Here is a 19,919-nt window from a genome sequence, read left to right as displayed (position 1 = left end):
GCGACCGCGCGAGTCCGGCCATACGCTCCCAAATGTGACGTCGCGTCTGAGAAGGAGCCGAGCGCGGGGCGCCACGTCGCACATAGCCGTGCGCCTGGCCCACACCGCCTTCGGGGTGCTCGCAGCCTTGGCCTGGCTCCTGCTCCCCACGACCACGGAACCGGCCGAAGGGCAATCCACGGACCGCCCCGCCGACACACGCCACACGGGCGACACGGCCCCGGGTGCGCCCCGGGTGCCCGCGGTCGGCGGCGAGCTGTCCAGGACACCGTCCGGGAACGGGACAGCGCCAAGGAGTACCGTCGGACCGGCCGCCGAGAGACAACCCGCCGCACCGCACGACGACAAGCCCTCCCGGACGCACGACGCAGGCCAGACAACCGTCGGACCCGCCGCCGACGGACGACCCGGCACTCCGGAGAGCGACGGCTCCCCCGGGGCGAGGGACCGTACGAGTAGTCGCCCCGCACATCCGGTCGATCCCGCATGGTCCGCGTTCCCGGCCATCGGCGGATGGCCCTTGGCGCCAGGTGCCGGCACCGGACCCGGTGGCCCGGCCGCCGCAGTGCCCCTCGCGCCCCGCGCCACCGGCGCACAGCCCGTGGCGCCCGGCATCGGCGCGGCGGCGCCGGTCGGAGACGAGGCGTCCGCGGCGGATCTGATCCTGCCGGTGGCCGCCGCGGGTGCGGCCGTCGCCGTGGCCGCGTACTCGCTCGTACGACGCCGACGCCGCGCCCAGCTGCGCACGACGCCGACCGGCACCTACGAACCGCCGACCAGCCCCCTGTCCGACCTCCGCCTCCGGGCCCGGCGGCTCCTCGTCGAGACCGACGACAGTGTCCGTACCAGCGCCGAGGAACTCCGCTTCGCGGCGGCCCGCCCGGGCCACGTTGCCGCCGAGCCGCCCCCGGACCGGCCCACGGACCACGACGACACCGAGCCCTCTACGGAAGCCCCAACCGGCCCCGCGCATCCGGAAGCCGAGCCGCAGCCGCAGCCGCACGGAGAAGGTCCGGCGGTCTCCGACGCCGCCCCACCCGAGGAACCAGGCACGCCCGACCCCACCCCGCCCGATCCCGGCGCCCCCACACCCACACCCCACGCGGCACAACCGACCGGCCCCACCGCCGCGGACGCCGGACCCCCCACGGTCGACTCGGCCGAGCCCCGCTCGGAGGCCGCGATCCCCCTCGACCCGGCCATGCCCTTCGCCGAGACCCCTGCGGGGCGGGACGCGGTGCAGCCGTTCGTGGAGGCGTTGGCGGATGCGCGGCGGGAGCTGGCGGGGGCCTGCCGGGCGGATCTGCGACTGGACGAGGAGCGCGGTGCCCTGTCGCCCGACGAGGAACGCGCACTGCTGGAAGAGATCCTCACCCGGTGCACGACCGCACAGCGGCGGCTCGACACGGCGACGCCCGCCTTCGACCAACTCCGGGCCCTGGAACGGGACATCACCCCCGCCCTGGAGTGCGCGGAGACCCGCTTCCGCGAGCTGGCCGGCCGTACGGCGACAGCGGCCACCACCCTCACCGCCCTGCGCGAGGACTACGCCCCGGCCGTCTCGCTCCCCGTCGCCGGCCATGTCGAACAGGCCAAGGACCGCCTGGTCTTCGCCACCACCGAGCTGAACCGCGCCCGCCAGGCCGCCTATCCGGGCGACCTGCACACCGCGGCCGCGCACCTGCGGGCCGCCGAGGGCGCCATCGACCAGGCGGACCTGTTCGTGACCGGGGTGGAACGGCTCGCCGCCGAGCTGGCGCACGCCACGGTGACCGCCGGACAGGGCGCCCGTGCCACCGGCCCGTACGACGACCCCTTCGACGTCCTGCGCCGTCAGGACAGCTGGTTCCTGCCGGCCCACAGCGCGGTCGCCACCGCGGCGGACTTCGTCACCACGCACCGGGGAGCGGTGGGCGCGCGGGCCAGGACCCGGCTGTGGGAGGCGGAACGGCATCTGACGCAGGCGATGCCGACGGACTCCGCCGGGCAGGACGAGAGCGCGGACACGGCGGCGGACACCCGGCGGGCCGACGCCCTCGCCCAGGAGGCCCGTCACCTCGCCGAGCAGGACGTCCGGGCGTACGGCAATCCGTACGGCGGCCCCGTCGGCGACGGCCTGGCCGGTGCCCTGCTGGGCGGGATCGTCCTCGGCGAGCCGCCCGACGGAGACGGCCGGGCCGACCTGCGGGGCCCCGCCTGCTACGGCGGAACGGCCACCCGCGCCCGCAGAACGGCGGGCGGCCAGTTCTGACTAGGGCGGAGTCCCGGTCCCCGGCACTCCGCCCTAGAACAGGCTCAGCAACGCCTCCGCCGGATCCGTCAGCCCGTGCTCCCCACCCGGCAGCGGCAGTTCGAACCACACGGTCTTGCCGCGAGGCGTCCTGCGGGAGCCCCACGCGGCGGACAGCAGGCCGACGAGCTGGAGCCCTCGCCCGCCCTCGTCCGTGTCACGCGCCCGGCGCCGGCGGGGCTGCACGAGACCCGCGTCCCACACCTCGCAGACAAGCGTTCTGTCGAGCAGGAGCCGCAGCCGTATCTCCCCCTCGCCGTACCGCAGCGCGTTGGTGACCAGCTCGCTGACCAGCAGTTCCGCCGTGTCGATGAGGGGTTCCAGGTCCCAGGCCTGCAGCCGGCCGCGGGCGTGCTCGCGGGCGCGGCCCACGCTGCGCGGCTCACGCGGCAGGGTCCAGTCGCCGACGGAGTCCTCCGGCAGCCCCTGCACACGGGCCATCAGCAGCGCGATGTCGTCCTCGCCGTGGTGGGTGTCGAGGGTGTTGAGGACGTGGTCGCAGACGTCCTCCAGCGACCGGGGTGCGTCGCTGCGCAGCGGGGTCGGCGGCTGTCCGGGGTCCGTGAGCGCGCCGACGAACGCCTGGAGGCCCTCGTCGAGGGGATGGTCGCGGGATTCGACCAGTCCATCCGTGTAGAGCGCCAACAGTGCGCCTTCGGGTAGTTCGACCTCCACCTCCTCGAAGGGCTCGCCGCCGACGCCGAGCGGCATGCCGGGCGGCACGTCGAGCATCAGCGCGCTCTCGCCGGGCTCGACCAGCACCGGCGGCAGATGGCCCGCGTTGGCGAAGGTGCAGCGGCGGGTCACCGAGTCGTAGACGGCGTAGACGCAGGTGGCGAGGTAGACCTCGGAGAGATCCTTGTCGCGGGGGCGGCTGGCGGACGTGCGGGAGGCCGACTGGCCGCCGCCGGGGGTGCCGAGGCCGCGGGCGATCTCGTCGAGTGCCGAGAGGACCTCGGCCGGTTCGAGGTCCAGCAGGGCCAACGTGCGCACAGCCGTGCGCAGTTCGCCCATCGCCACCGCCGCCCGCAGTCCACGGCCCATCACGTCGCCGACGACGAGTGCCGTGCGGTGGCCGGGGAGTTCGATGACGTCGAACCAGTCGCCGCCGACCTCGGTGGCCGCGTTGCCCGGCAGATAGCGGCAGGCGATGTCGAGCCCGGAGGCCTCGGGGTCGCCCGGCGGCAGCAGGGAGCGCTGCAGGATGAGGGCGCGCTCGTGCTCGCGGCGGTACAGGCGCGCGTTGTCGATACAGACGGCGGCGCGTGCGGCCAGCTCGACGGCCAGGCCCCGGTCGCGTTCGCCGAACGGCTCGCTGCCCTTCGTGCGGGAGAACTGCACGAGCCCGACGACGGTGTCGTGCGCGACCATCGGCACGGCGAGCGTCGACTGGATGAGGTTGCCCTCCTCCGGCACCTCCTGGGGGCGGGCGGTGCGCAGGGCGTCCGCGCAGGACGAGTTGAACGGGTAGTGGTGGACCGCGCCGACCCGCACGGGGGCGGGTCCGCCGACGAAGGGCGCGTCGGAGACGGCGCTGGCGAAGGCGACGCGGCGCAGTTCGGCGCTGCCGTCGGCGAGTCCGGGCGGGGTCTCGTCGCCCACCAGGAGGCCCTGATAGAGGTCGACGGTGGCCAGGTCGCAGAAACCGGGGACGACGACGTCGAGGAGTTCGCGGGCGGTCGTCTCCAGGTCGAGGGAGTTGCCGATGCGTGCGCCGGCCTCGTTGAGGAGGGCGAGGTTGCGGCGGGCGGCGGCGGCCTCGCGGGCGGCGGAGCGACGGGCCGTGATGTCGGTGCCGAGCCAGGCGATGCCGATGGGGCGGCCGGTGCCGCTGTGCACGCGGTAGAGGTTGACGGACCAGTGACGGCGTTCCTCGGAGCCGGGCACGAAGCCCGTGATGTGCATGTCGGTGATCGACTCGCCGGTCTCCAGGACGCGGCGCAGGGTGGCCTCGACTCGCTCGGCCTCCGGGGACTGCAGATAGTCGCGGACGCCCCGGCCGCGGTGGTCGTCCACCTCGCCGCCGTAGATGGCGGCGAAACGCTGGTTGGCGCGCCTCACTTGGAGATCGGTGTCGATCAGAATGAAACCGAACGGGGATTGGCCGAAAATCGACTGCGAAGCGGCAAGGTCGGTCTCGATCCGGCGCAGGGTCCGGACATCCACGACGATGCACACCGCGGCCCGTTCACCGCCGTCCACGGTGGTGGGCATCACATAGACCTCGGCCAGCCCCTCCGTCCCTTCGGGACCCGGCACACGGAAGGGGACCACACCGGTCCACTCCCGGCCGTCGAGGACCTCGGCCATTTTCCGCTGGCCCTCTTCACGCCGGTCGGGGTCGATGAACGCCTCGATGGGGTCCATCCCCACGGCCCGCTCGGCGGATATGCCGAACAACTGCTCGGCGCGCAGGCTCCACTGGTCGACGAGCCCGTCGGCGCCGATCGAGAACGAGGCGACCTTGATGTAGTCGTAGATGGATCCGGGCGCGCTGGTCTGCCACATCGAGTCCCCGGTGCCGTGACCGCCCATGACACTCGCGCCACCCTCGGCACCGCTGGAACCGCCGGCATCACCGGCGCGCGCGTCGGACGGTCGCCCCTCGGGCGTTCGCTCCCCGGACGGCCGCCCCTGCGGCCCTAGGTTCCCGGACCCGCGACCCGGGCGGCCGTCGCCCGCTTCGCCGCGTGCGGCCCCGCTGTCGCGCGTGGCTCCGCCCAGGCCGGAATCGTCTGCGGCCTCGGGCCTCGCGCGGTCCGACGGGTTCCGGGAACCCGTGGACTCCGTGGCCTTCGCTGGTATCTCGCTCACGCGAACCGTCCCCTCCAGCTCACCGCGTCCGGCTTCGGTCACCAGGGGCGGCTGCCCGCAGTATCCAGCACTACGGCGCCGCACAACACGGTGTTCACGATCACAGCACGGTCCCGATCATTTTTGGACCGGCCGGAACATACTCCCAAGTCTTCTAACCAGGCAGTGCCCCCTCGAATCAAAGACTCCAGCCAGCGCTACTGGCTTGAACCAGTCGGTCGCACGCGCGCCCCGGGGAGCCGCCCCCTCGCTCGACCGTACGCCGTGGACTCCCGCCGTGCACCGGATTCTTCGTCCCGTACACCGACAGGTCCGCTCAGCCGGGAACCGCGAGTTCGAACCACACGGTCTTGCCCGCTTCGCCGGGGCGGGTACCCCAGGCCCGTGAGGAACAGGCCACCAACTGCAGACCCCGGCCGCTCTCGTCGTCGACATCGGCCGCGCGTTCGCGGGGCGGATCGGGCAGTGGATCGGACACCTCGACCAGGAGTGCGCCCGAGGGGCCGGAGGGACGCACGAGCCGCACCCCGATGGGTCCGGTGGCGTGCCGCAGCGCATTGGTCACCAGCTCGCTCACCAACAGGGCGGTGATGTCCCCGAGCACATCGAGGCCCCACTCGCGCAGTTGCCTCCGCACCACCGCGCGCGCGTCCCGCACCGCCCCCGGCTCCGCCGGAAAGGTCCACTCGGCGCAGTCGTCTCCGCTGTCGATCACGCCGATCACTTCCCAGTCCAGAAGCAGACCCTGTCCGGTTTCATGGGGTTAATGGGCACATACCCGATATCCCTGCCGAAGTACCGCGCACGAGGGCGCACTGTGGCACGAACGGCGTAGGGAGCGCACCCAGGACGGGCACGCAAGGGGCGCGGAGAACCGCGCGATCGGCCGCACTCGACCCGCAGCCACGATACTCACAGCCGTGGCGTCCCGGGGGCGAAGTGGCGGCACTCCCAAGGCGACACTCCCGGACCGGGCGGGTGGCGCGGGGCGCCTCGAACCGCTCGGACGGCTCGGACCGCTCGGACGGCTCGGACCGCTCGGACGGCTCGGACCGCTCGGACCGCTCGGACGGCTCGACAGAAGGTCCGCGGGGCCGACGGGACACGCACCCCGCACCGGGCCGGCACTGGAGCCCGACGGGCCATGACACCCGGCGATCGACTGCTCAGCCGGCGTCGCCCCAGGCCACCCGCGCCGCCTCCATCACGGCCGGCACGTCCTGGTCCAGCCAGTCGACGTCCCACACCTCGTCCACGGTCAGCCATCGCAGCTCGTCGTGGTCCTCCAGCGGCCGCGGCTCACCGGACAGCAGATGCGCGATCCAGACCTGGAGCACATACCCCGGCCGCACCGGCCACTCGCCGGGCACCCGCTCCGCGGACTTCGCCTCGACGCCCAACTCCTCGCGCAACTCACGCACGAGCGCCTGTTCGGGCGACTCGTCGGGCTCCACCTTGCCGCCGGGCAGTTCCCAGCGTCCGGCCAGCTCAGGCGGTGCGCTGCGGCGTGCGGCGAGCAGGCGCCCGCCACTCAGCAGAGCGGCTCCCACCACCACGATCGGTTCGGTCATGCGCGGGAGCCTACGGGAGCGGACACGGACGCCGGGCGGGGTGGATCAGTTACTCCCACCGTGGCCGTTCTGGCCGTTGTGCCCGTTCTGCCCGATGCGTTCGACCCAGTAGAGCTGCTTGTGGCCTCGACTGTCGAGGCTGTCCGCGATCTGCTGCGCCTCGGCGCGCGTCGCATACCGGCCCACCCGGTAGCGATTGCCGTTGTCGTCCTGCCGTACGACGAGCCAGGGAAGAGTGATCGTGCCGTCGTTCATCGACCCCCACCGCTCCTTCCCGCCCCGGCCCGCCCAGGTCCCGCCCCCGGATGCCGCCGCGCCCCGTCACCTAAGGAAACCGCAATCCGCATATGCCCGAGCGTACGCCTAACCTTCACGCAGCGAATCTGTCTTTTCACAAAGAGGTACGCAACCAGCCAAGACGAGGGGGGCGCACCCCGTCGCACGCGCCGCCGATCACCACCCGTGCGCCCCCCAGCGCTCCGACGAGCAGCGGTCCCGTGCCCTTCGTGCGAAACGGGAAGCTACCGGACGTCCTCGTGACCCGGCGGCAAGAACGACCGAATTCGAACTACGTTCGGATGTACCCCCGAAGCCCCGACAAGTCCAACTTCCCTCCGGCAAAGGCCACTTGACCCATGCCCGCGCCACCGCCCCCTACACCCGCGATGAGCCGGTTTTCCGAACGGGCAGCGGCACGACCTCACTTCACCGGCAGGTGATACGCCACCTGGTAGCGGTCCGCCGGGACCACCACGTCCGCCGTCTCGACCGGCCGGCCGGAGGCGAAGTACGTGCGCTGGACGACCAGGACGACATGCCCGGGGACGCCACCGAGGGCGAGCAGTTCCTCGGCCAGGCCGGGGCGGGCGCCGACCTCCTCGGTGACGTTGTCGACGACGACGTCGATCGCCGCCATGCGCTCGACGACGCCCATGCCCCCGAGGGGGCCCTCCTCGGGAAGCATCACGGGTGTGCGGCCCGTGACGGCGAGGGGCTCCCAGGAGGTGGAGAGCATCATGACCTCCCCCGCGTCCCGGAAGGTGTACCGGGTGCACATCACACGGTCGCCGATCTGGATCGCGAGCCGCTCCGCGACCGTCCGGCCCGCCTCGACCTGCTCGCTGCGCGACTCCCAGGTGCCGCGCGCCGCGATGTCGGCCTGCTCCTGGCGGAAGGGCGTGGCACCGCCGGCGGGCCGGAACCCGGAGCGGGCGACCCGGCGCGGCACCGGCCGCTCTCGCACATACGTCCCCGAACCGGAGCGGCCTTCCACCAGCCCCTCGGCCATGAGCACCTTGCGGGCCTCCAGCGCGACCGTGTCCGAAACGCCGTACTCCTCGCGGATACGGGCCTGCGAGGGAAGGCGGGTGTGCGGCGGCAGCGATCCGTTCACGATCTTCCTGCGGAGATCACCCGCGACACGCAAGTACGCCGGCTGCTCACCGAAAGTCACTGGCCGCTCCCATCTGGATGTACAGACAGCAACAGCGTGGCAACCGTGGGTTCAGCCATGCAAGCAAAGGCCAGAGAATCACTCGATGTGATGACATGTGTCTGCGGAGGGCTTTACGCAGGCACTTTCTCCCCACTATGGGTGCCGTCACACCTCCGCTTCGGTCTCGCCGTCGCCATCGCCCCGGCCGGTGCCCTCGTCGTCGCCCGACGGCGACTCGGTGGCCAGCCCCAGAGCCTCGCGGGCGGTGACCGCCTTCGGGCCGTCGGTCAGCCGGTGCGCCTTGTTCCAGTGGTCGGTGAAGTCCCCGGCGTCGTCGGCCTCGTGCGCCGCCCGCCACTCCTCGTGTGCGTGGTCGAGGGCCTCGGCGTAGTCGGTGACCGCCTGCTCGGCGCCCGGCTCCCAGTCGTGCGCGCGCAGCGCCCTCGTCTGCCGTTCCAGGGCCGAAGCCACCTGCGACGCCCACGCCCTGTGCCCGGCCAGGTCGTCCTCGACGTACTCCGTGTCGGGTATCCCGTCGAAGGCGTCGTCAAGGATCGCGCCGGCCTTCAGGAAGGCGAGCTGGTCGTCGTCGAGGGTGGTCTCGTCCTGCCGCAGCGAGCCGGTCAGGCCGCCCTCGGGGTCCGTGTTGCCGAACATGCAGGTGATCTCGCGGTCGCCGTACCGCCAGCTCTCCCGGGTCGGCGTGAAGTAGTAGACGTCGACGTCGGCCGGGAGGCCCCAGGGGTCCATCACATAGGACTCCGAGCGCGCGTAGCACCGGTCGTCGGCGGCCTCGGTGACCGCGTCGTCGCCCGGGTAGGGGCCGTCCGGCAGCGAGAACCCGGCGAACACCTCGGCGTCGTGCTCGCCGTCGCACCGCACGACGTCGACGTCGTCCGTGTACCCCTCCAAGGAGCCGCTCGGCGTGTCGAAGCACTCGCCCGTGGCCACCGAGAAGGTGCCGCCCGCACCGTTCGCCACGTCACGCAGGCCCTCCCACGCGTCGCGCGCGCCACCCGTGGTGAAAGCGAGCGTCGTCAGCAGGGCGCCGACCGTCGAGAGCACGATTCCGGCCACCGCCATGCCCTTGCCGCGTTCCCCCCTCTTGCGGATCTGCGCCAGCGCGAGGATCCCCAGGAGCAGCCCGACGCCCGGCAGGAAGCACAGCACCCCGAGGACGAGCGCGGCGATCGCGAGCCCGTTGACGGGCGGCGCGGGCCTCGGCGCCGGGTACGCCCGCCCCCAGGCCTGTCCCCACGCCTGGCCCGGGACCTGGTGCGGCACCTGGTACGGGTACGGCTGCCCCGGGGGCGGGAACGGGCCACCGCCCTGAGGTGGCTGGGGCCCGAGGGGCGGGGGTGTGGCCACGGGTACAGCTGCTCCTTGCGCCGAGCGGGTGGGAACTGACGTACGACTTGGCGCATGGTAAGCGGACGACGAGGGTGGGCGATACGCAGAAAGGACGGCCCGGCGAAGAAGGCGGGGGCGCGTCATCGTGCCAAGCCCCGGCGGCCGGATCACCGGCTGCGAACGCGCCACCGACCACCGCAGCGCCATGACGCACCGTCACCGACCGTCCCGGACAACCGGACCGACGCCACTACCCTTCGCCCATGACCCCTCTGCCGGATCGCTTCTGCCCGACGGACGGCACGCGCGTCCCCGCCGCCTCCCTCGCCTGGTGCTGCCCGGCCTGCCGCGGCCCCCTCGATCTGGACTTCGCGCCCACACCGGCGCCGCTCAAATCCCTGACCGGCCGGGTGAACTCGCTCTGGCGCTACGCGGAATGCCTCCCCCTGGCCTCGCCCACCGTCTCCCTCGGCGAGGGCCGGACGCCGCTCGTCGAGCTGAAGGACGGCATCCGGGCCAAGCTCGACTTCCTGATGCCGACGCTCTCCTTCAAGGACCGGGGCGCGGTACTGCTCGCCGAGCTGGCGCTGCGGCTGGGGCCCCGGCGGGTGATCGCCGACAGCAGCGGCAACGCGGGCACGGCGGTCGCCGCGTACTGCGCCCGGGCCGCGCTGCCCTGCACGGTGTACGCCCCGCTCGGCACCTCGGACAAGAAGCTGGAGCAGATCGGCGCCCACGGCGCACAGCTCCACCTCGTCGACGGCGGCCGCGAGGCGACGGCCCGCGCGGCCCGGGAGGCGGCGGACGCGGACGGCGTCTTCTACGCCTCGCACGTCTACAACCCGTACTTCCTGCACGGCACCAAGACCTACGTCCACGAACTGTGGGAGGACCTCGGCGGCCGGCTCCCCGAGGTGCTCGTAGTCCCCGTCGGCAACGGCACGCTGCTGCTGGGCGCGGCCCTCGCCGTCGCCGAACTGCACGCGGCGGGCCTCATCGACCGCCGCCCGGCCCTCTGCGCCGTCCAGTCGGCCGCCGTGGCACCTCTGGCCCACGCATGGACCGAGGGCGCCGACGACCTCGTCGGCGACACCACCACGGCACCCACCCTCGCCGAGGGCATCGCCATCCCCCGCCCGCCCCGGGCCCGCCAGATCCTCCGCGCGGTCCGCGACTCCGGCGGTACCTTCCTCACCGTCACCGAGGACCAGCTCCGCCACGCCCAACGCGACCTGGCCTCCCGGGGCCTGTACGTCGAGTCCACGGGCGTGGCCTGCTGGGCGGCCGTACGGGAGGGGGCGCTGGGGGCGCGCACGGCGGTGGTGCCGTTGTGCGGCGCGGGGGTGAAGACGGGGTTGGCGGGAGGCTGAGGACCGAAGGCGTCGCCCGGACCGGGGCCGGAGTCGGGGGTCAGTAGGCCGCGTACAGCATCAGCGCCAGGAAGCCCGCGCCGATCGCCGTCAGCAGCATGCTGCTCCGCTTGTGCCCGACCCACAGCAGGAGTGCCCCGGCGGCTACCGCCAGCACCCGGAACTCACCGTTGAACACCACGAGCACGCCGAGTATCGCCAGTGCCACCCACATGGGATTCCCCTCCCAGCCCGATGCGGACCACCTGCTGAAGGACTGCCCGCGCCGGGAGATCGACACCCGCCGCGCAGCGCGTCGAACGTGGTCACCCCGACGCCGCCCCGCCCCTTCCAGTCGGCGAACGCGTAGTGCCGGTCGGGGCCGTGGAGCACCGTGACGCGCAGGGCGCTACGGGCCTCGGTCTCCCGTGTCCAGTTCACGAGGACGCTCGCCGGGCAGACGACCATGAACCGGCTCTGCCCCTCGGCGGCCAGGTGGGCGAGGACAGCGATCGCCTGGATGGTCTTCCCGAGGCCCATCTCGTCGCCGAGCAGCACCTTGCGCTGCGCGAGCGCGAACCGCGCGCCGAACGCCTGGTAACCGCGCAAGGAGACCCGCCGGTGCGTGTCGTCGAGGTGCTGGGTCCGTACCCGCTCCGCCACCTCGTCCGGCAGGAAGCCCTCGGCGGCGGCCGTGTCCGGCAGCCGCCCCGAGATCTCGGCGGAACGAAGTTCGAAGTCCACCCAGGCCGCGACGTCGGACGAGAGCCCCCGGAGCAGGTCCACCGACGCCTGGGCGAGCAGCTCGGGCAGGCCCGCCCGCTCCGCCTCGTCCACCAGCGACCGGGTCTCGGCGACCGCCGCCCGCGCGCGAGCCTTCTTCTCCTGGCCGGCCAGAAGCATCCGGACCCTGCCGGCGGCGGGCCTCGCGTCGGCCAGCAACGGACCGAGCCGTTTCGTCAGGACGGTTGCCTTGTCGACCGCACGCCGCGCGTCCGGGCCTGCCTCCACCAGGACGTGCAGGGCCATGACGAGCGCTGTGGTGCGCGGTTCCGGCCGGTCCACGTCGATGTGGACGGCCACGGTCTCGTGCACAGCCTCGGAGAGCCGGCGGGCGGCGGCGAGCATGTGGTCGACGGTGCGCTGTCCGACACCGGGAATCTGCCGCAGCCGGTAGGGGCCCGCTTCGAGAACGCTGCCCAGGGTTCGTAGGCCGCTCTTCTCGACGCTCCCGAGGCGCAGCCGCCCTTCGGTGACGTCCTGCAGCCGGGCGACGGGAATGGCGTCGAGCTCCCGCTTCACCGCCTCGTCGTGGATCGGCTTCAGTGCCGCCCGTACCGCCTCCACCGCCCTGCCGTGGTCACCGACCACGGACTGCGCGGCCTCGTGGAGTCGCGCTCCCCTCGCGATGGTGTCCCGCTCGCCGCGCCCCACACGTCCCGCCCCTCTCCGGCCCTCCCCGCATCCTGCCACCGCCGCACCGGGCCTCGACGGGCCTTCACGGCTCCCTGCGGATCAACGGTACGAATTCACGGCCGGTGAGTGAGTACGAACCGTCTTCCGGCCAGAGGCGCGGGCCGGGCTTCGCAAGACCCACGCGACAGGGCGCCGCGCATCCTGGCCAAGCCGACCGAGCTGAAGAGCTACCCCCTCGGCTTCGACACCACCGCGTCGTCCACACGATCGACGTGACCACGAAGGGGCCGGCCCCGGGAGGAGACGACCCCTTCTGACCTGCACGCTTGACGAATCACGTGGCGCACAGCGACACACATGACTACACGTTGAAGCGGAACTCCACCACGTCCCCGTCCTGCATCACGTACTCCTTGCCCTCCATGCGGGCCTTGCCCTTGGCGCGGGCCTCGGCGACGGAGCCTGTTTCGACGAGGTCGGCGAAGGAGATGACCTCGGCCTTGATGAAGCCCTTCTGGAAGTCGGTGTGGATCACACCGGCCGCCTCGGGGGCCGTGGCGCCCTTCTTGATGGTCCAGGCGCGGGATTCCTTGGGGCCGGCCGTGAGGTAGGTCTGCAGGCCCAGGGTGTCGAAGCCGACCCGGGCGAGGGTGGCCAGGCCCGGCTCCTCGGCGCCGACCGACTCCAGCAGCTCCATCGCGTCCGCCTCGTCCAGCTCGGCGAGGTCCTGCTCCAGCTTGGCGTTGAGGAAGATCGCCTCGGCGGGGGCCACCAGCGCGCGCTGCTCGTTCTTGAAGTCCTCGTCGGTCAGCTCGTCCTCGTCGACGTTGAAGACGTACAGGAACGGCTTGGTGGTGAGCAGGTGCAGGTCGTGGAGGAGTTCCTCGTTGCCGGAGCCCTGCACGATGCCCTGGGAGAAGAGGGTGTCGCCCTTCTCCAGGATCTCCTTGGCGGCCTCGACGGCGGCGACCTTCGGGACGATGTCCTTCTTGATGCGCGACTCCTTCTGGAGACGCGGCAGTACCTTCTCGATGGTCTGCAGGTCGGCGAGGATCAGCTCGGTGTTGATCGTCTCGATGTCGTCCTTCGGCGAGACCTTGCCGTCGACGTGCACGACGTTCTCGTCCTGGAAGGCACGGATGACCTGGCAGATCGCGTCCGACTCGCGGATGTTCGCGAGGAACTTGTTGCCGAGGCCCTCGCCCTCGCTGGCGCCGCGCACGATGCCCGCGATGTCGACGAAGTCGACGGTCGCCGGGAGGACGCGCTGCGAGCTGAAGATCTCGGCCAGCTTGGTCAGGCGCTCGTCCGGGACGCCCACCACGCCGACGTTCGGCTCGATCGTGGCGAACGGGTAGTTGGCCGCCAGCACGTCGTTCTTGGTCAGGGCGTTGAACAGGGTCGACTTGCCGACGTTGGGCAGACCGACGATTCCGATCGTGAGCGACACGTTTGCGACTTCCCGTATGTAGGAGGGCCAGGCGGCCGGGGGCTGGGGCGGCAGGGCCTGAGGCCAGTCCGGCGGATCGTGCCCCAGCGGCCGGAGGACCGGCCGATCCCCCAGTTTACGGCGTGCCGACACCCGGTCCGGCGAGCTGTCGAACGCTTGGCCAAGGTCCGCTCGACGGCGTGTCTCGGAACCCATTCGGCACATTAACCGACCTAAGTTGGACGAGTGGAGCAGCAGCAGAGGACACATCCCCCTCGGACCGGGCCGCCGCGCGGCACACCGCCTCTTCCCCCGCAGGCCGGCAGAGGGGGCCGGGTACCCGGCGCGAGCGTGCCGCCTCGTGCTCCGGTCGCGCGCGGGCCCGTACCCCCGCCGGTCCGAGCCGTGCGGAGCGTCGCGCGGGCCGTGCGCCGGATGCCGGATCCCCGCCTCACCGACCTGGGCTGCGGGTTGTTCTGCGGGGCGGCGATGTTCGTGCTCGCCTGCCTCGACCGGTTGCTGTTCGGCGCGTCCCCGGCCCTCTACGGGCTGCTGTTCCTGCTGGTCAGCGCGTTGACGGCGGTGTGGGTACGGCCCGATGACCTGGCGAGCGCCCCCGTCGTCGTCCCCATCGCCTTCGCGGCCGGACTGCCGCTGCTGGCGGAGGGTGAGGGCGGCCTCGGCGGGCATCTCATGGCTCTCGTCACCGCCCTCGCCATGCAGGCGGGCTGGCTGTACGGCGGCACGCTCGTCGCCGGCGTCATCGTGACCGTGCGCAAGCTCCGCCTGATGGCCCACCGGGCCGCCGAGCGGGAACGGTACGTCCGGGAGGGCCGGGCGCGGGTCGGCGGGCAGGGCGGGCAGCGCCGGGGCCCGGAAGCGGATGGTCCGGGCCGGACGGCCGGTGTCCGGGCCCGGGAAACGGACGGCCACCGGCCGGTCGGGCCGCGTACTCCGAGGCCCCCGGCCCGGCCGCGCGACACCGTCCCCCGGGGACGTTAGGGGCGTTGCGGGCTCCCGCCCGCGCCCCGCCCCGGTGCGCCGCCCTCTCCTAGCCGGCCTTCGCCGCCCGCATCGCCGCGCCCACGATGCCCGCGTTGTTCTGCAGCTGGGCCGGGACGATCTCCGCCCTGATCCCCTCGAGTAGGTGCAGGAACTTCGCCGACTTGCGGCTGACGCCGCCGCCGATGATGAACAGTTCGGGCGAGAAGAGCATCTCGACGTGGGCGAGGTACTTGGTGACGCGCCTGGCCCAGTGCTCATAGGTCAGGTCGTGGTCTTCCTTCGCCTTGGTGGAGGCGCGCGTCTCCGCGTCGTGGCCGTGCAGCTCCAGGTGGCCCAGCTCCGTGTTGGGGACGAGGACGCCGTCGGAGAAGACGGCGCTGCCGATGCCCGTGCCGAAGGTGAGCAGGATGACCGTGCCCTGACGGTCGCGCCCGGCTCCGAACTGCATCTCGGCGACGCCCGCCGCGTCCGCGTCGTTCACCACGGTCACCGGCAGGCCGCCGATGCGCTCGCTCAGCAGGGCGCGCGCGTCCACGTCGATCCAGCTCTTGTCGACGTTGGCCGCCGTACGGATCGTGGCGCCGCCCGTGACCACGCCGGGGAAGGTGATGCCGACCGGGCCGGTCCAGCCGAAGTGGTCGACGACCTCCTTGACCCCGTCGGCCACCGAGTCGGGCGTCGCCGGGTGCGGGGTCAGCACCTTGTGTCGCTCGTCCGCCAGGTCGCCCAGGTCCAGGTCCACGGGTGCGCCCTTGATCCCGGAACCACCGATGTCCACGCCGAAGATGTGCATGGCCCTACGTTACGTCGTACGACTGACAGTCACGTCGGTGAGGTGCCCGGCCGCCGCCGGGCGTCCGGATCCTCACGCCGTGGGACGCGTACGGCCCCGGAACCTTCACGTTCCGGGGCCGTACGGCGGGTGCGGGGAGGGTCAGGCGCCCTGGCCGGTGCGCTCGGCGACCAGGGAGGCGGCCTCCTCGCGCAGGTCGCGGCGGAGTTCCTTGGGCAGGGAGAAGGTGATCGACTCCTCGGCGGCCTTGACCAGTTCGACGTCCCCGTAGCCGCGCTGGGAGAGCCATTCGAGGACCTCCTCGACGAGGACCTCCGGCACGGAGGCGCCCGAGGTGACGCCGACGGTCTCCACGCCCTCCAGCCAGGCCTCGTCGATCTCGCTCGCGAAGTCCACGAGGTAGGCCTCGCGGGAGCCGGCGAGCTTGGCGACCTCGACGAGCCGGACCGAGTTGGAGGAGTTGCGGGAGCCGACCACGATGACCAGTTCCGCCTCGGCGCCCATCTGCTTCACGGCGAGCTGGCGGTTCTGCGTGGCGTAGCAGATGTCGTCGCTGGGCGGCGAGACGAGCAGCGGGAACTTCTCCTTGAGCGCGCCGACCGTCTCCATCGTCTCGTCGACGGAGAGGGTGGTCTGGGAGAGCCAGACGATCTTCGACGGGTCGCGGACCTCGACCTTGGCGACGTCCTCGGGGCCGTCGACGAGCTGGATGTGGTCCGGCGCCTCGCCCGAGGTGCCGATGACCTCCTCGTGCCCCTCGTGCCCGATCAGGAGGATGTCGAAGTCGTCCTGGGCGTACCGGATCGCTTCCTTGTGGACCTTGGTGACCAGCGGGCAGGTCGCGTCGATGGTGGCGAGCCTGCCGCGGGCGGCCTCGTCGTGGACGGTCGGGGCGACGCCGTGCGCCGAGAACATGACGATGTTCCCCTCGGGGACCTCTTCCGTCTGCTCGACGAAGATGGCGCCCTTCCGCTCCAGCGTCTGCACGACGTACTTGTTGTGGACGATCTCGTGGCGGACGTAGATCGGGGCCCCGTACTGCTCCAGGGCCTTCTCGACGGCGATCACCGCGCGGTCGACACCCGCGCAGTAGCCGCGCGGGGCGGCGAGGAGGACACGGCGGCGGCCAGGCGAAGCGGTCATGGTGTCCATCGTAGGGGGTGGCTCCGCCGGGGGAGCGGGGGAGCGGGGTGGGAGGGGGGCGGTGCGTTGTCGGGTGCGGGCGCGTGGGGGCTGGTCGCGCAGTTCCCCGCGCCCCTGAAGGCCAGGCCCCTGCGGGCCTGGAAGACGACGGGCCGCGGGGCTGAAAGGCGACGGGGCCGCGGATCGAAAAGCACGGGGCGCAGCCCCTGCTTTTCAGGGGCGCGGGGAACTGCGCGACCAGCCCCCACCGGGCCGCACCCGACGAACCCGAACCCCCGAGCGGCTAGGCGCCCTTGTCCGTGCCCCCCGTTACGCTCGGCGCATGGCACTCAACACGTCCGCCGAATCCCCCCTCCCCGTCGGCGAGGTCTCCCGCCTCATCGGCGGCTGGATCGACCGGCTCGGCGCGGTGTGGGTCGAGGGACAGATCACCCAGCTGTCGCGGCGCCCGGGCGCGGGCGTCGTGTTCCTCACGCTGCGGGACCCGTCGCACGACATCTCCGTGGGCGTGACCTGCTACCGGCAGGTGTTCGACGCGGTGGCCGACGTGGTGAGCGAGGGCGCACGGGTCGTCGTCCTGGCGAAGCCGGAGTGGTACGCGCCGCGCGGCCAGCTGTCGCTGCGGGCCACGGAGATAAAGCCGGTCGGGGTCGGCGAACTGCTGGCCCGGCTGGAACAGTTGAAGAAGTCGCTGGCCGCGGAGGGGCTGTTCGCGCCGGAGCGGAAGAAGGCGCTGCCCTTCCTGCCGCAGCTGATCGGGCTGGTGTGCGGCCGGGCCTCGGCGGCCGAGCGGGACGTGCTGGAGAACGCCCGGCACCGCTGGCCGGCCGTCCGCTTCGAGGTGCGCAACGTCGCCGTGCAGGGGGTGCACGCGGTGCCCCAGGTCGTGCAGGCGGTGAAGGAGCTGGACGCGATGGACGGCGTGGACGTCATCGTCGTGGCGCGCGGCGGAGGCAGCGTCGAGGACCTGCTGCCGTTCTCCGACGAACAGCTCGTCCGGGCGGTCGCGTCCTGTCGTACGCCGGTCGTGTCGGCGATCGGGCACGAGCCGGACACCCCGCTGCTGGACTATGTGGCGGACCTGCGCGCGTCCACGCCGACCGACGCGGCCAAGAAGGTCGTGCCGGACGTGGGCGAGGAGTACGAGCGGGTGCGGTGGCTGCGCGACCGGGCGCGCCGGTGCGCGGAGGCGCTCGTGGAGCGCGAGGAGCGGGGGCTCGCGCACGCCCTCGCGCGCCCCTCGATGGAGGATCCGCACCGCATGATCGACGAGCGCGCCGACCACGTGGGCTCACTGCTGGACCGGGGCCGCCGCTGCCTCGGGCACCATCTGGACCGCGCGGTCTCGGAGTTGACGCACACGCACGCACGCGTGGTGGCCCTCTCCCCCGCGGCGACGCTCCAGCGGGGGTACGCGGTGCTGCAGAAGGCCGACGGCCATGTGGTCCGCGCGCCGGACGAGGTCGAACCCGGGGAGCCGTTGCGGGCACGGGTGGCCGAGGGCGAGTTCGCCGTCCGGGCCGACGGCACGGGGACCGGGGACTCCACGGGGGCGGCCGGTGCACCAGGGACTGTCGGCGCACCAGGCACTGTCGGAGGGGACGCATAAGGTGGGCCGCATGACCAGCAACGTGAGCGAGGCCGACGGGACGACCGAGGCGGCCGGGGCCTCCGAGACCGACCGCGCCCTGGGATACGAGCAGGCGCGGGACGAGCTGATCGACGTCGTGCGCCGCCTGGAGGCGGGCGGTACGACGCTGGAGGAGTCCCTCGCCCTCTGGGAACGCGGCGAGGAGCTGGCCAGGGTCTGCCGCCGCTGGCTGGACGGGGCGCGGGCGCGGCTGGACGCGGCGCTGGCGGAGGACGACGAGGGCGACGCGGAGGCCGCGGGCCGGGGCAAGTGACTCCGGCGGCCCGTCGCGAGGGGCCGGGGCACCGAACACCGAGGCGCTGTGAAGTGGATCACCACGGCCGAGCTTTTGTTGAACTTTGAACTTCCTCCACGTACGGTCGAGGACGTACACCCGCTCTCGCACGAAGGTTGCCTCATGTCCCTCGTTCTTGACCCCGCCGCCCAGGACCTGCTGTTCCGCGAGGCCCACACCGCGAACACGTTCACCGACGAGCCGGTGACCGAGGAGCAGGTGCAGGCGATCTACGACCTGGTCAAGTACGGCCCGACCGCGTTCAACCAGACCCCGCTGCGTATCGTCCTGGTCCGCTCCGCCGAGGCCCGTGAGCGTCTGGTGCCGCACATGGCCGAGGGCAACCAGGCCAAGACCGCCACCGCTCCCCTGGTCGCGATCCTCGCCGCGGACAACGAGTTCCACGAGGAGCTGCCGACCCTGTTCCCGGCGTTCCCGCAGGCCAAGGACCTCTTCTTCGCCGAGCGCGCCGCCCGTGAGTCCGCCGCCGGCATGAACGCCGCCCTCCAGGCCGCGTACTTCATCATCGGCGTCCGCGCCGCCGGCCTGGCCGCCGGCCCGATGACCGGCTTCGACTTCGCCGGGGTCCAGAAGGAGTTCCTGGACGACGACCACACCCCGCTGATGGTGGTCAACATCGGCCGGCCCGGCGAGGGCGCGTCCCACCCGCGCTCCCCGCGGCTCGACTTCGGCCACGTCGTCACCACGGTCTGAGTCCCACCGCGGCGACGCACCACCCGCAGCCGCACACCACGAAGGGCCCCGGCGTTCCCGCCGGGGCCCTTCGTCGCGTTCGCGGCGGGTTCTCCACCCGCGCCCGTCACCCGGTCCTGAGCGCCTCGGCCATCTTCGTCAGCCGGTCGAACGACGCGGAGCCCGTGACCACGGTCGTGGAGCCCTCGCCGCTCAGGACGAGGGCGTCGTAGCGGTCGCCCTCGTATCGCGTCCAGGTCTCGTCGCCGATCTCCTGCGTCGTACCGGTCTTCCGCGCGTCCTGGGTGGCGTCCGCGATGAACCGGGACGGCTTCTCCGCGGACTGTTCGACCGCCACGTACCGGCCGTCGGGGTCGTGGAAGCCGAGGTGCCAGTGGTCCGACTCGTCGCCCCGGAAGCGGACGGAGGTCGCCTTCCAGGTCTTGGGCAGCCCCTCGGGCGCGACCACCGGGTAGGAGGCCGCGCGACGCGCCGTCAGCAGTTCGACGCGGTAGTCGACGCGCTTCGGCTCCTGCTCGGCCTCGTCGTGCGGGATGAAGAGATAGATGACCCATGCCGCCAGCACGATGATCCCCAGGGAGAGGACCATGTCGCGAACGGTCTGCTTGCCTTTCGTACCTGCCACGTCCTCATCGTCGCAGGTGCACCGGCCCGCTCATCCGTGGGGTCCCCTGCTCATTTTGTC

The 19,919-nt window shown here is 72.4% G+C and carries 16 protein-coding genes and 1 pseudogene; 6 read left to right on the top strand and 11 right to left on the bottom strand.

The annotated features are described in order from the left end of the window. Window positions 1-520: 520 nt before the first annotated feature. Window positions 521-2,251 carry a hypothetical protein gene (locus ACWCRJ_RS13930; protein ID WP_450939505.1) on the top strand — a complete coding sequence of 577 codons (1,731 nt, stop codon included), beginning with the start codon at window positions 521-523 and terminating at the stop codon, window positions 2,249-2,251. A 33-nt stretch (window positions 2,252-2,284) separates the two neighbouring features. Here ACWCRJ_RS13930 and ACWCRJ_RS13925 read toward each other — a convergent pair whose 3' ends face one another. The 6 genes from ACWCRJ_RS13925 to ACWCRJ_RS13900 form a co-directional block, all read right to left on the bottom strand. After that, entirely contained in the window at window positions 2,285-5,146 is a 2,862-nt protein-coding gene (locus tag ACWCRJ_RS13925) for a SpoIIE family protein phosphatase (RefSeq protein ID WP_450939504.1), read from the bottom strand. 274 nt (window positions 5,147-5,420) lie between these two features. Then, window positions 5,421-5,828, bottom strand: coding sequence for an ATP-binding protein (locus tag ACWCRJ_RS13920; protein ID WP_005480669.1), 408 nt, complete (start codon window positions 5,826-5,828; stop codon window positions 5,421-5,423). Window positions 5,829-6,270: 442 nt separating this feature from the next. After that, on the bottom strand, window positions 6,271-6,675 hold the full coding sequence (locus ACWCRJ_RS13915) for a (deoxy)nucleoside triphosphate pyrophosphohydrolase (RefSeq protein ID WP_450939503.1): 405 nt from the start codon (window positions 6,673-6,675) through the stop codon (window positions 6,271-6,273). Between the two features lie 45 nt (window positions 6,676-6,720). Beyond that, complete coding sequence (locus ACWCRJ_RS13910; RefSeq protein WP_046912981.1) at window positions 6,721-6,930, bottom strand: SPOR domain-containing protein; 210 nt, start codon at window positions 6,928-6,930, stop codon at window positions 6,721-6,723. Between the two features lie 445 nt (window positions 6,931-7,375). Next, window positions 7,376-8,128, bottom strand: a complete 753-nt coding sequence (locus tag ACWCRJ_RS13905) for a GntR family transcriptional regulator (RefSeq protein ID WP_450939502.1) — start codon at window positions 8,126-8,128, stop codon at window positions 7,376-7,378. Between the two features lie 147 nt (window positions 8,129-8,275). After that, entirely contained in the window at window positions 8,276-9,478 is a 1,203-nt protein-coding gene (locus tag ACWCRJ_RS13900) for a DUF4190 domain-containing protein (protein WP_450939501.1), read from the bottom strand. 245 nt (window positions 9,479-9,723) lie between these two features. On the opposite strand from ACWCRJ_RS13900, the gene ACWCRJ_RS13895 reads away from it, so the two are divergent. Continuing rightward, a complete protein-coding gene (locus tag ACWCRJ_RS13895; RefSeq protein ID WP_450939500.1) occupies window positions 9,724-10,830 on the top strand; it encodes a pyridoxal-phosphate dependent enzyme in 1,107 nt (368 codons plus the stop codon). A gap of 258 nt (window positions 10,831-11,088) precedes the next feature. Here ACWCRJ_RS13895 and ACWCRJ_RS13890 read toward each other — a convergent pair. Both ACWCRJ_RS13890 and ychF read right to left on the bottom strand, forming a co-directional pair. Next, window positions 11,089-12,243 (bottom strand): annotated as a pseudogene (locus ACWCRJ_RS13890) (SNF2-related protein); the annotation flags it as partial. Window positions 12,244-12,586: 343 nt separating this feature from the next. Next, the gene (gene ychF, locus ACWCRJ_RS13885; RefSeq protein ID WP_046917296.1) at window positions 12,587-13,675 is read right to left on the bottom strand and encodes a redox-regulated ATPase YchF; all 1,089 of its coding nucleotides are present in this window, start codon (window positions 13,673-13,675) and stop codon (window positions 12,587-12,589) included. A gap of 414 nt (window positions 13,676-14,089) precedes the next feature. Between ychF and ACWCRJ_RS13880 the strand changes: the two genes are divergently transcribed. Next, complete coding sequence (locus tag ACWCRJ_RS13880) at window positions 14,090-14,656, top strand: DUF6542 domain-containing protein (protein ID WP_450939499.1); 567 nt, start codon at window positions 14,090-14,092, stop codon at window positions 14,654-14,656. A gap of 49 nt (window positions 14,657-14,705) precedes the next feature. Here the strand turns inward: ACWCRJ_RS13880 and ppgK are convergent, their stop codons facing one another. Together ppgK and ACWCRJ_RS13870 are read right to left on the bottom strand one after the other, a co-directional pair. Beyond that, window positions 14,706-15,452 (bottom strand): polyphosphate--glucose phosphotransferase, encoded by a 747-nt coding sequence (gene ppgK, locus ACWCRJ_RS13875; protein ID WP_450939498.1) that lies wholly within the window; start codon window positions 15,450-15,452, stop codon window positions 14,706-14,708. 141 nt (window positions 15,453-15,593) lie between these two features. Then, window positions 15,594-16,595 (bottom strand): 4-hydroxy-3-methylbut-2-enyl diphosphate reductase, encoded by a 1,002-nt coding sequence (locus tag ACWCRJ_RS13870; protein ID WP_450939497.1) that lies wholly within the window; start codon window positions 16,593-16,595, stop codon window positions 15,594-15,596. Window positions 16,596-16,917: 322 nt separating this feature from the next. On the opposite strand from ACWCRJ_RS13870, the gene xseA reads away from it, so the two are divergent. From xseA to ACWCRJ_RS13855, 3 genes are all read left to right on the top strand, one after another. Continuing rightward, complete coding sequence (xseA, locus tag ACWCRJ_RS13865) at window positions 16,918-18,204, top strand: exodeoxyribonuclease VII large subunit (RefSeq protein WP_450939496.1); 1,287 nt, start codon at window positions 16,918-16,920, stop codon at window positions 18,202-18,204. 10 nt (window positions 18,205-18,214) lie between these two features. After that, window positions 18,215-18,499: an exodeoxyribonuclease VII small subunit gene (locus ACWCRJ_RS13860; protein WP_450939495.1), complete on the top strand. Its 285-nt coding sequence runs from the start codon at window positions 18,215-18,217 to the stop codon at window positions 18,497-18,499. A 144-nt stretch (window positions 18,500-18,643) separates the two neighbouring features. After that, entirely contained in the window at window positions 18,644-19,234 is a 591-nt protein-coding gene (locus tag ACWCRJ_RS13855; RefSeq protein ID WP_450939494.1) for a malonic semialdehyde reductase, read from the top strand. Between the two features lie 106 nt (window positions 19,235-19,340). Here the strand turns inward: ACWCRJ_RS13855 and ACWCRJ_RS13850 are convergent, their stop codons facing one another. Further along, the gene (locus ACWCRJ_RS13850; RefSeq protein WP_450939493.1) at window positions 19,341-19,859 is read right to left on the bottom strand and encodes a DUF4245 domain-containing protein; all 519 of its coding nucleotides are present in this window, start codon (window positions 19,857-19,859) and stop codon (window positions 19,341-19,343) included. Between the last annotated feature and the right edge of the window lie 60 nt (window positions 19,860-19,919).

It is taken from the genome of Streptomyces sp. NPDC002324 (assembly GCF_053593335.1).
The sequence above is the reverse complement of the archived record's forward strand: the minus strand, read 5'-3'. Positions and strand labels throughout refer to the sequence as shown.

What these genes read in the sequence shown, in the direction of transcription:
- ppgK (WP_450939498.1), bottom strand. Translation starts at nt 15,452, where the DNA reads ATGCACATCTTCGGCGTGGACATCGGTGGTTCCGGGATCAAGGGCGCA.
- xseA (WP_450939496.1), top strand. Translation starts at nt 16,918, where the DNA reads ATGGCACTCAACACGTCCGCCGAATCCCCCCTCCCCGTCGGCGAGGTC.
- ACWCRJ_RS13870 (WP_450939497.1), bottom strand. Translation starts at nt 16,595, where the DNA reads ATGACCGCTTCGCCTGGCCGCCGCCGTGTCCTCCTCGCCGCCCCGCGC.
- ACWCRJ_RS13855 (WP_450939494.1), top strand. Translation starts at nt 18,644, where the DNA reads ATGTCCCTCGTTCTTGACCCCGCCGCCCAGGACCTGCTGTTCCGCGAG.
- ACWCRJ_RS13915 (WP_450939503.1), bottom strand. Translation starts at nt 6,675, where the DNA reads ATGACCGAACCGATCGTGGTGGTGGGAGCCGCTCTGCTGAGTGGCGGG.
- ACWCRJ_RS13910 (WP_046912981.1), bottom strand. Translation starts at nt 6,930, where the DNA reads ATGAACGACGGCACGATCACTCTTCCCTGGCTCGTCGTACGGCAGGAC.
- ACWCRJ_RS13880 (WP_450939499.1), top strand. Translation starts at nt 14,090, where the DNA reads ATGCCGGATCCCCGCCTCACCGACCTGGGCTGCGGGTTGTTCTGCGGG.
- ACWCRJ_RS13895 (WP_450939500.1), top strand. Translation starts at nt 9,724, where the DNA reads ATGACCCCTCTGCCGGATCGCTTCTGCCCGACGGACGGCACGCGCGTC.
- ACWCRJ_RS13860 (WP_450939495.1), top strand. Translation starts at nt 18,215, where the DNA reads ATGACCAGCAACGTGAGCGAGGCCGACGGGACGACCGAGGCGGCCGGG.